The sequence below is a fragment of the Rhodococcus sp. 008 genome (assembly GCF_001682295.1).
In the GTDB taxonomy this organism is placed as follows: Bacteria; Actinomycetota; Actinomycetes; order Mycobacteriales; family Mycobacteriaceae; genus Rhodococcus_F; species Rhodococcus_F qingshengii.
On sequence record NZ_CP012749.1, the window covers coordinates 3,318,177 to 3,332,750 of the forward strand.

A 14,574-nucleotide genomic window follows, 5' to 3' on the forward strand; every position below is an offset into this window, starting at 1 on the left:
GTTTACAGTTCTTCAAAGGGTAGGGTCACCTAACCATGACGGAAGATGAAGCTGTCATGCTTCACGACGTACGGGACACGATCATGAATTTTCGAAAGAAGTCACGCAGTGTAATGCTGATCGGCGCACTGACATTGGTGGCAGCTCTCAGTGGCTGCTCGAGCGAGGACGCGTCGCCCACAGATGCCGAGATCAGTGCGTCGGCTCCGGCGGACTCTGCGTTTGTCGCTCCGCGAGAAGTCCCGGTTGGAATGGGGAGCGGAAAGTCGGACGGCGAGTTCCCTCGTACCGTCTCACACTTCAAAGGGGACACCACGATCGAATCGCAGCCCGAAAAGGTTGTCGTCATCTCGACCGGGCAAGCAGATGCTCTCCTGTCGCTCGGTGTCGTGCCCGCAGGTTCGACGCGTGGTGACGGTGCGGACCTGGTGCCTCCGTACTTGTTGTCTGCATACCCCGAATTCCGTACTCAGCTAAGTGATGTCGTTGACGCAGGTGGACGCTTCACACCGAATTTCGAAGCGATCGTCACGCTCGATCCTGACCTGATCTTGATGAATGTTGCAGGAAAGGACGCTGATTCGCTGTACGACCAGCTTTCTGCCATCGCACCCACGGTGGCAACACAGGGAACCGGCGTCTACTGGAAGCAGGACTTCCTGCTGGTTGCCGACGGGGTAGGTAAGACGCAGCAGGCGACGGTACTGCTGGATACCTTCAATACCGATGCCGCGGCCCTCGGTGCTTCCCTCTCGTCGCCGCCGACGGTGTCGTTCACGCGCCAGAACGGAAATCGTCTGCGCATCTTCGGTATTCCTTCGTTCACCGGCAGTATCGCCGAGGATGCCGGCTTGACCCGTCCGCAGTCGCAGCAGTTCGACGACACTTCCCGAGACATCAGTGAAGAAGAGTTGAACGTGGCGGACGCCGACTGGATCTTCTACGGCGTGCAGGGCGGGGACCCGGCGACATTGACGAACGCGCCGTTGTGGGCGCAGTTACGTGGTGTGGTCGCCAACCACGCCGTCGCTGTTGACGATGACGTCTTTTACCTCAATACCGGGCCGACTGCGGCTCGTGAAGTGCTGAAGGTTCTGCAGAGCGCATTGCAGCAGTAGTCGATTCAGCTTGGTTGTGAGTGCCGACGAATCGGAAGAGGGCTCCACCCACCGTGACGGCAAGCGTCGCGAGAATGGCTCCGGCGATGACGTCGGTGAGCCAGTGCGCACCCAAGTAGAGGCGAGTCAGCGCGACGACGACGGTGACCGTCACGGCGAGGAGCATCAGAAGGCGTTTGACGGCCGGTGTTCGGTCGACGCTCACAACGAGAACGGCAATGCCGAACAGCGCTGCTGTGCCCGTCACGTGACCGGAGGGGAACGAGTGGCCGGTCTCGAGAAGAACCTGGATGTTGGTCGGCGGACGTTCGCGACCGACGAGCGCTTTGATTACCGTGCTGGCGACCGCCGCCCCGCCAACGGTTCCGATCACGATCAAGCCCGGAACGACCGAACGCGCTCGCCATGAGATGAGCACTCCGCAGGTGATCCCGAGTAGCGCGGTGGCGACCGGGCTACCGAGATCTGTGACGGCGACCGCGATCTGGTTCAGGGCGCCGCTCCGATGATCGACCATCCAGTCGGTCACCGGCCCGTCGAAGCTCGTCAACCACCCGCTTCCATACACCTGGATCGACAGCGTCACCAGTGCAAGCACGAGTCCGCACGTGCGAAGGGCTGTAGACCGAACGCCGGAAGCTCGGTAGATCGAACCGAACGCGAACAGAGCTGCGGCCACCACGATTGCGGCAACCGCGATCTCTGCGGTGGTGCTCTCGGTCAGGACTTCGGTGACCACGTTTCGCACGGTCGACACAGTTGCAGGCATGAATGCAGTGTGACGAGCCGAAGCTGAAGAAACGCTGAACGGAACTCGGCTCTGGGTCTACCGTCTGCTCTACTGGGTGCATCCGAACAACTGCGTGGCGACGAAACGGGGCCGGTGGTGCGAGTACTGGTGGTCGAAGACGAAGTGCGCCTGGCCGAGACGATCCGGCGGGGATTGGTGGCCGAGGGATTCGTGACCGCCGTCGAACTCAACGGTGACGACGGATTCGCGACTGCGTGCAGTGACGAATTCGACGTGATCGTTCTCGACATCATGTTGCCGGGCAAACACGGGTACGACATCGTGCGGGATCTACGCGCCCGGGAGATCTGGACGCCGATCCTCATGCTCTCGGCAAAGGACGGCGAATACGACCTGGCTGATGCATTCGATCTCGGCGCCGACGACTACCTGGTCAAGCCATTCTCGTTTGTCGTGTTTCTCGCTCGGCTGCGCGCACTGGTGCGTCGCGGCGCTCCACAACGTCCGGCGATACTCTCCGTTGGAGACCTGTCCCTCGACCCGGCCAAACATCAGGTGAGCAGAGCGGGAATCGAATTGACCCTGACGCCAAGGGAGTACAGCGTTCTCGAATTCTTGATGCGCAACAATGGTGTGGTGGTCACGAAGACCGAGATCGTTCGCGCTGTCTGGGACACCAACTACGAAGGTGACGAGAACATCGTCGAGGTGTATATCGGTTACCTTCGTAAGAAGCTCGACCTCCCGTTCGGAACTCAGAGCATCGAAACGGTCCGAGGCGTCGGGTACCGCTTTGTCGGCACTGCCTGATCGTCAGTCGTTCGGTACCGGAATCGTCACCTCGAATCGACTTCCACCGCCCGCCCTCTCGCTGACGGAAATGGTTCCGTGGTGCGCCGCAACTATTTCCGACGCGATGGCGAGTCCGAGTCCGGACCCGCCTCCCTGCCTCGACCGCGGCTGGTCCAGGCGGACGAAGCGTCCGAAGATTCGTTCGCGTTCTGCTGCAGGGATTCCGGGCCCGTCGTCCTCGATCACGATGTGGGCTTCGTTTCCGGCTTCGGAGCACTCGAGATACACGAGGGTCTCCGCATGCCGCACTGCATTGTCCACGAGGTTTCGCACCATCCGCGTCAATGCTCTCGGGTCTCCGGAGACCCGAACCGGAGCCACGGCAGCGGCGACCGTAACTGCGGAGATACCGTCGATCCTTTTCTGCTCGGCGAACAAGATGTCATCGAGGTCGACGTCGACGACGATGCCGAACTTTTCGAGTTCGCTTTCGTCAGAGCGCGCGAGAATCAACAGGTCTTCGATCAACTGCCGCATTCGGCGCGCCTCGGGAAGTAGTGCGTCTTCGATCAGCGCGTCGTCGAGGAGATCCGGGCGTCGGTGTGCCAGTTCGAGGGCCGTCGTGATCGTGGACAGCGGACTGCGTAACTCGTGTGAGGCATCGCTGACAAATCGTTGCTGGGCCAGCGCACCTTCGTCGAGGCGCGCCAGCATGTCGTTCATTGTTGTTGCCAGTCGGGCTATCTCGTCGTTCCCTGACGGGACAGGCACTCGTTCACCTTGACGCCCACTCGAAATCGATGCTACCCGAGCGCGGATGCGTTCGACGGGAGCGAGGGCCGAACCGACGAGGCGGTAGGTGGCAAACGCTGCCAGCCCCAGGACCAGAGGTCCGACGATGGCCAGCAGAACGGCAACGGTCGTCACCACGGTTTCAACTGGTTCGCGGTCGGCGCCGACGAAGACGGTGACTGGTCCGGTCGCCGTCTGAGCGCCTCGCCCGATCAGCCAGTAGTCCTCGTCGTCGGACTTCTTGACCCTTCCGAGAGCGTCCGACTCGTCAGGGCCGAGAAAACGTTCGGACAGGAGGTCGCTGTCGGTTCCAGGTGATTGGGCGACTATTCGGTGATCGGCGTCGACGATCTGGACGATTCCGATCTGACTGTCTGTGGACAGAAGCGAAGGGTCGAGATCGGCCGGGTTTTTTCCGTTGAGCTGCTGGACCAATTGCGTGGCGCGAGCGTCGGAGCTGTTCAGCGCGGACAGATGCAGGGAGTTTGCCAGCACGAAAACCAGTGCAAGCCCGGCGATCACCAGGCAGAAGGCGATCACGAGTGTCGAAGCCACGGTCGAACGGGCACGCACGCTCCACCGGGAGGGGTGCAGAATCGACTCGCCGATGAAGTTCATGGCGTCCAGTCTGTACCTTCTCGGTTGTGCATTTACGAAGACGGGTGACGCGGTCCCGTAATCGGACCGCGTCACCCGTCTAGAGGATCAGGCCACTCGCTTGGCGGTGCGGCCGCCGAATTCGAGCATCACGGCGCGACCGGTGTCGTCGGTGACGAAGCGTCCCAACGCCCGGGTGGTGTCGGCGCGCGCAGCGAAGTCACGGTCGTTGAGGAAGGCGATCGGGATTGCCGGCGGCCAGACGATGTCCTCGTATTCACCGAGATCCTGCGCGCTGCCCATCCGGATGCCGATTCCCTCGTCACCGGGGGCGACGGTCATCGTCAGTGAGCCGGCCTGATACTTGCCCAGGACTGCGTCGACGGCAGCGGGTTCGGGCTCGACCACGTCGAGGGATGCCGGCGTGGGTAGTTCAGTGAGGTTGGCCATGCACCAGTCGACGATCTTCTTGCCGATTCCGCCGCCGAGGGCGTTGGTCAGCACGGTGACGGCGAAGTTCTTCTCGGGCACTGTCATGAACTCGGAGACCTGGAGGTTGCTCACGTTTCCGCCGTGCCGCACTACCTGTGTGGTTCCGTATCGAGTCAACAGCCATCCCAGGCCGACTTCTTCGAACATCATCGCGGCGGGACGCTGCGGCTTCTGCATCAACAACCGGGTGGACTCGTCGAGTGGCTGTCCTTCGCCGGGGTGTTCGCCAGACAGTGCGTAACGTGCCCAGACGAGTTGGTCTCGCACCGAGGACCACATTCCGCCGCAAGGGATCATGCCGCGGTCCAGTCCGGTTTCGTTGGACACGAACGGCACACCGTCGCGGATGTAGTGACCGAGTGCGAACCGGTGGGTCATCACGTCCCAGGGCAGGAAGGCCGAGTTCTTCATGTCGAGGGGGTCGAGCACGCGCTGCTTGACCAGCTCTTCGAAGGTCAGTCCGCTGATCTTGGCCACGACATGTCCGGCGAGAACGAATCCGGAGTTGCTGTAGGAGAAGACTTCTCCGACGGGAAATTCTTGTCGCAGTTCGTTCAGCCGTGAAACCGAGCGTCCCAGGGCGTCTTCGCCCCAGCCTGCCGAGAGGCCCGCGTCGCCGGTGAATCCGCCGGTGTGGGTGAGGAGGTGACGCATCGTGACTGTGCGCGTGGCTGTTTCGTCGGCGAAGGTCAGTTCGGGGACGTACTCGACCAACGGGGTGTCGAGATCGAGTAGGCCGTCCTCGACGAGTGCCATCGCGGCTGTTGCGGCGAACACCTTTGTGGTGGAGCCGATCATGAACATCGTCTTGTCGGTGACCGGGAGTTGGGTTTCGACGCTCTCGATGCCACTGGTGACGACGATGTCCTTGTCGCCGTGAACGATGCCGACCGAGACGCCGGGGATGTTTGCCTCGACCCTCCACTGATCGACGAGTTCTTGAAGCTGTTCTTGCATCTTTGATTCCTCGAGTTCGCTGGCGTTCTGTGTTTCGGCGTTCTGTGTTTCCGTCATCGTATGTGTATCGGTCATCGTCACGCGTTAACCCGTGGTAGGAAGCGGAATCCGACGTACACTCCGTCTCGGTGCGGCCGTACCGTCGTCCAACCCGCGGCCCCGGGTTGACGGGTGGTCCAGGTCCCCGGGATCTGCGACGGTACGAGAGTGGCTACCGTTGCAGGCTTCTTCGGAGCTGTCTCGTCTTCCTCGGGATTCGGGATTACGTCGCCGATGACGGTGATCACGGCCTCGTCAGCGGACTCTCCACGACGGAACTCGATTGCTATTCCGCCCGAGCTGTACTTTCCCAGAACCGAATCCGGAATCGACTCCACACTCGCGGGGTTCGGGGCGAGGGCTTGCGGAGGTTCGAGTCCGACCAACGCGGCCGCGGCTTCGGTGAAGAGATCACGGTAGAGGCCGTCGGCCTTGCCGCCGCTGGTCAGCAGTGCGATCGCGACATTGTGGCGGGGGAAGATGCGCAGATACGCGTGCTGGCCGATGGTGCTGCCGTCGTGCCCGAAAATCTCTTCGCCCGACCAGGTTTCGTGGAACCAGCCCAAGCCCCAACCCGACTTGTCCGGGAACAGTTCGCTGATGTCGATTTCGGGTGTGCGCATCGCGGCGGCTGACTTTTCCGACACGATCCGTACGCCGTCGACGCTCTGTCCTTCGAGAAGACCGAGTTCCGCGAACGTGAGTAGATCTCCGATGCTGGCAGTGATGCAACCCGCGGGCCCCATCGAGCGCGTGATCGGCCAGACGGGCATCACGACGGAGTTCCCCGTATGACCCGCTGCCACAGAGTATCTCGGTGTATCTCCGGTCAACGTGAGTGTGTGCGCGAGGCCGAGCGGATCGATGATCCGCTCCTTGAGGATGTCGTCCCAGATGCCGCCGCGAAGAACCTCGACGATACGAGCTGCAAGGACGTACGCGGAGTTCGAGTACGCGAAGCCGTCCTCGAGTGGATGAACCTGACGGAAGTCACGCAGGCCCTCGACGTAGCGTTCGACGACGTCGTCGCCGCGACCCTTGTCGATGAACAGGTCACCGTCGATTCCGTTGCGATGGTTCAGAAGTGCGCGAACCGTGATGCGGGCAGCTGTTTCCTCGTCCTGCAGTGCGAAATCGGGCAGGATCGACCGGACGGTCGCGTCCAGGTCGAGCAAGCCTTCGTCGACAAGCTGCATGACCAGCATCGCGGTCCATACCTTGGTGATGGATCCGATCTGGAACAGGGAGTCGGTGGATACCTCGACCCCGGTGTCTGCATTGATCACGCCGGAAGCCACCGTCGTACGGGTGATTTCCTTGCCGTTGGAATCGAGTGTGAGAATACCGAATTGAGCACCGGTGACGCCGTAACGCTCACACAGTACGTCCAGCGAACGCTTCCACGCGTCGGCTCCGGCAGACGCGTTGGCCAGGCCGGTCTTGGGCAGCTTCGCGGAGGTGTATCGCTTGACCCATTCGATGAGTCGTGTGCTGTAGTCGATTCGGTGCGAGATCGAGCCGTTGACGAGGAACCCGTGGCTTGCACCGGGATACGCCACCAGACGGGTGGGTACGTGCTGCTGGCGCAGTGCGGCGAACCAGGCCTCGGCTTGACCCAGCGGGCACCGCTCGTCCGACTTTCCGTGCAGGATCAGCGTCGGGGTCACCACGTTCTTCACGGCGGCGAGCGGTGAGGCTGCCAGCAGCTTGGCGGAGTTCTCGGGAACAGTCGTGCCGGTGGCGAGTGACGCGAGGTGCGGACCGAAATCGCAGACTCCGGCCATGGCGTTGAAATCGCAGATCAGCCCGCCGGCAACCGCAGCGGCAAAACGATCCGTCGCGGACGTCAGGTGACACGTACTGTATCCGCCGTAGCTGTACCCGGTGATCGCCAGACGGTCCCCGTCGACAAGTCCCTCGGCGACAAGCGCGTCGATCGGCTCGAGGAAGTCGGCTTGGTCGGAGGTACCCCAGGCGCCGTTGACGGCGTACATGAAGTCTGCGCCGTACCCGTCCGACCCACGTGGATTGAGGGTCAGGATGCGCCAACCCTGGGCGGCGAGAACCTGGTGGGCGGGGTGATAGGTATCTGCAACGCCGGTCCACGCGTTGTGCGGTCCGCCGTGAATGTCGAGCAGAAGAGGTGCAGCGCCACTGGTTTCGGGAGCGGACAGCAACCAACCATGCACGGTGCGGCCGTCGGAGATGGTGAACTCGCGTTCCTCGGCGGCAAACAGTGTCACCTCGGGGAGTGCTTCTGCGGTGAATTTCGTCAGCGTGGTGACCGCGCCGCTGTCGAGATCGACGAGTGCGACCTCGCCGAAGGACTGCTGCGTGGTGACGATGACGGAGGCGACGCGGGCGTCACGGGCAACGGAGAGCGCCGAGACGACCTCGTTGGGATTGGCGACGAGGGATCGAGAGGTGCCGGTTTCGATGTCGGCCGCGTACAGATGCGTCCATCCACGATCGCGTAGGCAGAACACGATTTCGTCGCGAGTATTCGACAGTGCCGGTGTGCCGCCGGGGTAACCGGGTGCACCGGGCATCACGTTGCGATCGAGATGAGCTGTGAGGGTGACGTCGACCGGTGTCTCGGTTGGGCCGGGGACGGACAGCCGGATCAGGTCTGCAGTTCCGACACGGACCTCGGGAGTGCCGATGGCGACGACCGAATCTCCCTGCGGATGCCACAGTGTGGAGCCCTGCACTCCGGTGGCATGACCGAGTCGCTGCGGGGGAACCGACAGATCGTCGACGAGGATGCGGTAAGCGCTGAACGTGAGGTTCAGATCGCTGTCCGGTTCGAGATTCGCGGTGAAGGCAAGGGCCGTGCCGTCGGGCGACCAGGACGGAACGTCGGCATTCCAATCACCGTCGGTGAGCCGTCGAACTGCCTTCGTCTCCAGATCGACGGTGTGAAGGTGGCGACGGAAGGTGCCGAGCCAACCGGCACCGTCCACCTTGTATCCGAGTCGGTCGGTGACGATGGGAGCATTCGGATCGGCGGAGTCCGAGCGTGAGACCACAGCGGCGAACGCGATGGCATTTCCGTCCGGGCTCCAGGCTGCTGCACCGGCGCCGAGGGGGAGTGATGCTGATGTGGTGAGAGTTTCGGCCTCGCCACCGGCGAGCGGGATCAGGTGCAGCTGCGCGGAGTCGCCGACCTTACGCAGGAAGGCAATCGAGGTTCCGTCCGGAGAGAACCGAGGGGCAGAATCGGCGGGCCCTGCGGTGAGGCGGCGAGCCTGGGAATCGCGGGACACCGCCCAGAGCGATGTAGTTGCCTTTCCGGCAACAATTTCCGAGCGAACGAAGACGACCACGGTGCCGTCGGGAGAGATTGAGGTCTCAGTGGGTGTGACCACACGGTGGAGGTCGTCGAGAACAAATGGACGGTCAGTCATGTAGATCCTTCGAATCGGAGAAATAGATGCAGACGTAAAGCTTTGTCTTCCGGCTTATTTCAGAACGCGAATGCCAGGGCCGGCCAGGGTGCCGCCAACTGGTGCATACAGGGCCGTTGCGCCGTTGAAGAACATGAAGTTCGGCGACGTGGACACCGGAATGACGTCGGACGAGGTGAACAGTGCTTGTTCCGCTTCCTTCCACACCGAGCAGGATTCCTGCCCGGGCAGAACCGAGGCCTTCGCCGCCAGTTCGGCGTACTTTTGATTGTCGATCGATGCGAAGTTGACACCCGACGGTGGGGTGGGGCCGGCGAAGTACGGAACGAAGATGCTGGGGGTATCGCTCTGGACGGTCAGTCCGATCGAGATCGACCATGACGTCAGGTCTTTCGCTGCGAATGTGTTGGAAATGATGAAGTTGTTGTCACCACCACGAAGCTCTACCTTCGCACCGAGCTCCTGCCACTGCTTCATCGCGTATTCTGCTGCTGCAGAGGTGGTGTCGCGGTAGTTGGCAAAGATGACCGTCAATTGCAGCGCTTGACCGTCCTTGGTCAGGACACCGTCGGATCCGGGCTTCCAACCGGCGTCCGCAAGAGTCTTTTTCGCAGCGGCCATGTCGAACTTCGGAACTACACCGGTGACGCTGTCGAAGTCACACGCCCGCGGATCGACTACTGCCAGTGCCGTAGCTCGTGAGCCTTTGCCACCGGTGTTGATGTCCGTGTAATCGTCGAGATCGATCGCTTGCACGAGTGCGGTGCGTACGGCTTCGTCCTTGGTGGGGAGAGCCGCATTGTGGTTGAAGATGAACTGTCCGCTCAGGGTGTTGGACGTCATCGACTCGAGGCCTGAAGCTTCCACACGTTCGATATCCGCGCCGGCAACCGGGGCCGCGTTGACCGTTCCGGTGAGGACGAGATTCGCCGTCGTCGCGGCGTCGGTCACGACCTTGATCGTGACCGTCTTGGGCACTCCGAGCGTGTCCGACGTGGTTTCGCCGTTCGGCCCCCAGTTGTATCCGTCGCGGCGTTCGAGCGTGACGTGATCGTTGGCCACTACTTCGGTGATCTTGAACAGTCCGGTTCCGTTGCTGCTGCCTCGAACACTGGCAGGGTCGTCGAGGGCTGCCTGGCACGCCATCTTGAGAGCGCCGATGCGCTCGAGGAGGAAGGGCGCGGGTTCCGTTGTCTTGATCGTGAGCTCGTCACCATCAGCGGTTGCTACCGCAGTTTCGGGTACGGATGCTCCCAACCACGGCGAGCCGTTGGTCGTGTCGACGACCCAGTTGATGTTGTTTGCCGCTGTCTGGGCAGTGAAGGTCGTGCCGTCTTCACACGTGATCCCCTTTTTGAGGGTGAAGTTCAGCGAAGTTCCGTTCTCGCTCCATTTTTCGGCCAGATACGAGCCCGCTGCGCGGGTTTTGGGGTCGATGGCCAACAACGAGTCGTTCGTATAGCTGTTGATCGCCTGCGTGGCAGTCAGATTGGTGATCAGGGGATGAAGGTTGCCGGGATCGGTGTTCACGATCGTGGTGAAACTGCCGTCCTTCGCGTAGTCGCCGGAAGAATTGCCGCCAGGATCAGAGGTGCTTCCGCACGAGGCAACCGTGAGAACGCCGATCGTGACCAGAGCCGCAGTGGGCACTGAGCGAGCTTTCATCTGATGCACCTTTTGATCGAAGGAAGTCGTTGATCAATGTTGCGCGAGGGACGTGGCCCAGGTCTCGTTGAATCGACTCATGCTGAGCGCCTGAATCTGTCGGATCGTCACAATGGGTGGTCGTCGTTTCTTGCCGCACCACGGTTCGACTACCGTCGGAGTGTGCGCTCAGAATCTCGTCGATCAGATATCCAGACCTTCCATGTCATGGATGTATGGAAGGCCGCGACCGAACGTCAGCGGACACATGGTGACGTCCTGACCTTGGCGGCAGGTCAACCGTCGACGCCCGCGCCGGCACCGGTGCTACGTGCGACGCGAGAGATTCTGGGCACCGAACTACTCGGGTATACCGAGACTTTCGGGATCCTGCAGCTACGCGAGGCTATTGCGCGCTACCACAGCGAGCGATCGGGAATCGCCGTCGACGCCGAAGACGTGGTGGTGACGACCGGTTCGTCCGGGGCGTTCACCTTGCTCTTCCTGGCCGCGTTCGACGAGGGCGACACCGTGGTGGTTGCCCGACCCGGATATCCCGCGTACCGCAATACCCTTGCCGCTCTCGGCTGCAACGTCGTCGAACTCGACTGCGGGCCGGCAACTCGATACCAGCCGACAGTGGAAATGCTCGAGGCTTTGCCGTCGCCGCCTGCCGGTCTGATCGTCGCGAGCCCGGCAAATCCCACGGGCACGGTGATCTCGCCCGAGGAGCTCGCTGCATTGGCGACGTGGTGCGAGCAGCACGGAACTCTTCTGATCTCGGACGAGATCTACCACGGCATCGGATACGGCGATCAGCACACGTCGAGCGCCTGGGAGACCTCACGCGAATCCGTCGTGATCGGCTCGGTGTCCAAGTACTTCTCGATGACGGGTTGGCGACTCGGGTGGATGTTGGTGCCGACCTATCTTCGGCGCCCGCTGCAGAGACTCGCGTCGAACATGACCGTGTGTCCGCCCGCGATCTCTCAGTACGCCGCCGTCGAGGCATTCTCGGACGAGGCGAAGGTCGAGTTGGACGGGCACGTTCAGCGGTACGCCGTCAATCGTGAACTGTTGTTGACCGGGTTGCCGAAACTGGGCATCACCGAGTTGGCTCCCGCCGACGGTGCGTTCTACGTCTACGCGGACATCGGCCATCTGTGTGGCGACGAGGGCGCCACCGCGTGGTGTGCCCGGTTGCTGACAGATACCGGGGTCGCGCTGGCACCCGGAATCGATTTCGACACCGTCCACGGAAACCGGATGGTCAGACTCTCGTTCGCGGGTGCGACAGCAGACATCCAGGAGGCACTGGCCCGCCTCGAGAAGTGGCTCGGGTAACAAACAGCAGGGTCTTCGAGCTGTTTCGCCATGCGGAGGTGCCCTCTGCTGGCACGATGTCGTGGTGTCTTCTGCAGCTACGCCCAAGGGCGAACGACGTCGCCAAGCTCTGGTGGCGTCCGCTGCTGAACTTTTGCTGGAGGGCGGGTTCGACGCCGTTCGTCACCGAGCGGTGGCAACCAGAGCTGACCTTCCACTGGCTTCGACGACCTATTACTTCGACTCACTCGACGATCTGATCGCGTGTGCCGTCGAGCTCAACGGCAACGCCGACATGGAAGCGATGCGCGCCAGAGTGGCTGCGGTGACCCAACGTCGGCGGGGCGCGGAATCAACCGTCGAACTGTTGGTCGAGCTGCTGCTCGGAGACGAAGAGAAGCGGCCGGAGAGCCGCGAGCGTTTGATCTCGCGCTACGAACGATTCGTCGCGTGTGCCCGTCATCCCGCACTTCGTGACGTGCAGTTGCGCCTACGAGCCCAGCTCGACGACCTGTTGACCGATGCGCTTCGACGCTCGGGCCGGTCGGCTCCCGAGGGGCAATTGCGCCGTCTTGTCGCGATGGTCGACGGTGCGATGATCACGGCTCTGGGGGAGTACGACCCGGACCCACGGGGGTTGGCCAGGGGAATGCTCTTGGAATCGATCGACGTGATGGCGCCGCCGGTCTAGCTCGGTCTCTATCGGGGGTAACGGCACTGCTTGGCCCCCGTTAGACTGAGGCCTCGTGAGCCGCATCCCGAATGTCCTTGCCAACCGCTACGCCAGCCCGGAGCTCGTTGCTCTGTGGTCTCCCGAGTACAAGATCGTGCTCGAGCGTCAATTGTGGGTGGCGGTGTTGCGTGCGCAGGCAGAGCTGGGCATCGACATTCCGGCCGACGCCATCGACGACTACGAGCGTGTCATCGACAACGTCGACCTCGAGTCCATCGCGGACCGCGAGCGGGTCACCCGCCACGACGTGAAGGCACGCATCGAGGAATTCAACGCACTTGCCGGGCACGAGCAGGTCCACAAGGGCATGACCAGCCGCGACCTCACCGAGAACGTCGAGCAGCTGCAGATCGTGCGTTCTCTCGAACACGTCTACAGCCACGGCATCGCCGTCGCCGCCCGTCTGGGTGAGCGCGCTGCCGAGTACTCGTCCATCGTTATGGCCGGCCGCTCGCACAACGTCGCAGCTCAGGCCACCACCTTGGGCAAGCGTTTCGCTTCGGCCGCCGACGAGCTGCTGGTTGCACTGACGCGTCTGCGCCAGCTGATCGACCGGTACCCGCTTCGTGGGATCAAGGGCCCGATGGGGACCGCTCAGGACATGCTCGACCTCCTCGACGGCGATGCGGCCAAACTCGAGCAGCTCGAAGCGAAGGTTGCGGAGCACCTCGGATTCGCTCACGTGTTGACCAGCGTCGGCCAGGTGTACCCGCGTTCCCTCGACCACGACGTCATCTCCGCGCTCGTTCAGGTCGGCGCGGGACCGTCGTCGTTTGCACACACGATCCGCCTGATGGCCGGCCACGAGTTGGTCACCGAAGGCTTCCAGCCCGGCCAGGTCGGCAGCTCGGCGATGCCGCACAAGATGAACACCCGCTCGTGCGAGCGAGTCAACGGACTTCAGGTGATCCTGCGCGGATACGGCTCCATGGCAGCCGAGCTTGCGGGTGCGCAGTGGAACGAGGGCGACGTCTTCTGCTCCGTCGTGCGCCGCGTCGCGCTCCCGGACGCGTTCTTCGCGATCGACGGCATGTTCGAGACCTTCCTGACCGTGCTGATCGAGATGGGCGCGTACCCGGCCGTCATCGAGAAGGAACTGACCAGGTATCTGCCGTTCCTCGCCACGACGCGCGTGCTCATGGCCGCCGTCCGCGCCGGCGTCGGACGCGAGACCGCACACGAGGCGATCAAGGAGAATGCCGTCGCAGTTGCGCTGGCGATGCGTGAAGAGGGCAAGGAGCCCGACCTGCTCGATCGTCTTGCCGCCGACGACCGTTTGCCGCTCGACCGCGTTGCACTCGACGAGGCCCTGGCCGACAAGGCTGCTTTTGTCGGTGCCGCTTCGGCTCAGGTCGATGCCGTTGTCGCCGAGGTGCAGAAACTTGTCGACGCCAACCCCGAAGCTGCGGCGTATGCGCCGTCGCCGATTCTGTAAGGGATACGCCCCCGTGCGCCTTTTCGGTGGTCACCACTACCGAAAAGGCGCACAGGGGCCGGAGACCATGGACTGCATCTTCTGTTCCATCATCGCCGGTGAGGCCGAGGCCAGCGTCGTCTACGACGACGCGAATGTCCTTGCCTTCATGGATATTCGGCCGTTCACATCCGGCCATCTCCTGGTCGTGCCGAAGCGCCACGCCAGTGGATTGTCCACGCTCGATCCCGACGACGGTGCCAGGATCTTCGCCGTCGCGCAGAAGATTGCCGCGGCGATGCGTACCGGATCTCTCCCCGTCGACGGAGTGAATCTGCACCTCTCCGACGGAGCTGTTGCGGGGCAGGAAGTCTTCCATGTTCATCTGCATGTCATTCCGCGAAATCGCGGCGACGGCTTCGGCCTGCGCGCCCTACCTCGCACGCCCAATCGGACAATCCTCGACAGCACGGCTGCCGTCATTCGAGGCGCACTGAACTAGAGGTTCACCCGGT

The 14,574-nt window shown here is 62.5% G+C and carries 11 protein-coding genes; 6 read left to right on the plus strand and 5 right to left on the minus strand.

Annotated features, from left to right (window positions below; genetic code table 11):
- Positions 1-35: 35 nt before the first annotated feature.
- Complete coding sequence (locus AOT96_RS15435) at positions 36-1,118, plus strand: ABC transporter substrate-binding protein (RefSeq protein WP_231917208.1); 1,083 nt, start codon at positions 36-38, stop codon at positions 1,116-1,118.
- On the opposite strand, the gene AOT96_RS15440 is transcribed toward AOT96_RS15435, so the two are convergent.
- On the minus strand, positions 1,054-1,887 hold the full coding sequence (locus tag AOT96_RS15440; RefSeq protein WP_207624134.1) for a phosphatase PAP2 family protein: 834 nt from the start codon (positions 1,885-1,887) through the stop codon (positions 1,054-1,056). The two genes, AOT96_RS15435 and AOT96_RS15440, sit on opposite strands and share 65 nt — an antisense overlap.
- A 117-nt stretch (positions 1,888-2,004) precedes the next feature.
- Here AOT96_RS15440 and AOT96_RS15445 point away from each other — a divergent pair, with 117 nt between their 5' ends.
- The gene (locus AOT96_RS15445; protein WP_058227663.1) at positions 2,005-2,679 is read left to right on the plus strand and encodes a response regulator transcription factor; all 675 of its coding nucleotides are present in this window, start codon (positions 2,005-2,007) and stop codon (positions 2,677-2,679) included.
- A 3-nt stretch (positions 2,680-2,682) separates the two neighbouring features.
- On the opposite strand, the gene AOT96_RS15450 is transcribed toward AOT96_RS15445, so the two are convergent.
- From AOT96_RS15450 to AOT96_RS15465, 4 genes are all read right to left on the minus strand, one after another.
- Positions 2,683-4,071, minus strand: a complete 1,389-nt coding sequence (locus AOT96_RS15450) for a sensor histidine kinase (RefSeq protein WP_054188020.1) — start codon at positions 4,069-4,071, stop codon at positions 2,683-2,685.
- A gap of 87 nt (positions 4,072-4,158) precedes the next feature.
- Positions 4,159-5,556, minus strand: a complete 1,398-nt coding sequence (locus AOT96_RS15455; protein WP_042453531.1) for a serine hydrolase domain-containing protein — start codon at positions 5,554-5,556, stop codon at positions 4,159-4,161.
- Between the two features lie 20 nt (positions 5,557-5,576).
- Positions 5,577-8,945, minus strand: a complete 3,369-nt coding sequence (locus AOT96_RS15460; protein ID WP_042452662.1) for a serine hydrolase — start codon at positions 8,943-8,945, stop codon at positions 5,577-5,579.
- Between the two features lie 54 nt (positions 8,946-8,999).
- Positions 9,000-10,610 carry an ABC transporter substrate-binding protein gene (locus tag AOT96_RS15465; protein WP_042452661.1) on the minus strand — a complete coding sequence of 537 codons (1,611 nt, stop codon included), beginning with the start codon at positions 10,608-10,610 and terminating at the stop codon, positions 9,000-9,002.
- Positions 10,611-10,772: 162 nt separating this feature from the next.
- Between AOT96_RS15465 and AOT96_RS15470 the strand changes: the two genes are divergently transcribed.
- The 4 genes from AOT96_RS15470 (at position 10,773) to AOT96_RS15485 (ending at position 14,561) form a co-directional block, all read left to right on the plus strand.
- Positions 10,773-11,933 (plus strand): pyridoxal phosphate-dependent aminotransferase, encoded by a 1,161-nt coding sequence (locus tag AOT96_RS15470; RefSeq protein WP_037132442.1) that lies wholly within the window; start codon positions 10,773-10,775, stop codon positions 11,931-11,933.
- A 64-nt stretch (positions 11,934-11,997) separates the two neighbouring features.
- Positions 11,998-12,603 (plus strand): TetR/AcrR family transcriptional regulator, encoded by a 606-nt coding sequence (locus AOT96_RS15475; protein ID WP_003945736.1) that lies wholly within the window; start codon positions 11,998-12,000, stop codon positions 12,601-12,603.
- A gap of 55 nt (positions 12,604-12,658) precedes the next feature.
- On the plus strand, positions 12,659-14,080 hold the full coding sequence (gene purB / locus AOT96_RS15480; protein WP_058039170.1) for an adenylosuccinate lyase: 1,422 nt from the start codon (positions 12,659-12,661) through the stop codon (positions 14,078-14,080).
- A gap of 67 nt (positions 14,081-14,147) precedes the next feature.
- The gene (locus tag AOT96_RS15485) at positions 14,148-14,561 is read left to right on the plus strand and encodes an HIT family protein (RefSeq protein WP_042920316.1); all 414 of its coding nucleotides are present in this window, start codon (positions 14,148-14,150) and stop codon (positions 14,559-14,561) included.
- Positions 14,562-14,574: the final 13 nt, after the last annotated feature.

Coding starts and splice junctions, on each gene's coding strand:
- AOT96_RS15455 (WP_042453531.1), bottom strand. CDS start 5,556: ATGACGGAAACACAGAACGCCGAAACACAGAACGCCAGCGAACTCGAG.
- AOT96_RS15450 (WP_054188020.1), bottom strand. CDS start 4,071: ATGAACTTCATCGGCGAGTCGATTCTGCACCCCTCCCGGTGGAGCGTG.
- AOT96_RS15485 (WP_042920316.1), top strand. CDS start 14,148: ATGGACTGCATCTTCTGTTCCATCATCGCCGGTGAGGCCGAGGCCAGC.
- AOT96_RS15440 (WP_207624134.1), bottom strand. CDS start 1,887: ATGCCTGCAACTGTGTCGACCGTGCGAAACGTGGTCACCGAAGTCCTG.
- AOT96_RS15465 (WP_042452661.1), bottom strand. CDS start 10,610: ATGAAAGCTCGCTCAGTGCCCACTGCGGCTCTGGTCACGATCGGCGTT.
- AOT96_RS15435 (WP_231917208.1), top strand. CDS start 36: ATGACGGAAGATGAAGCTGTCATGCTTCACGACGTACGGGACACGATC.
- AOT96_RS15460 (WP_042452662.1), bottom strand. CDS start 8,945: ATGACTGACCGTCCATTTGTTCTCGACGACCTCCACCGTGTGGTCACA.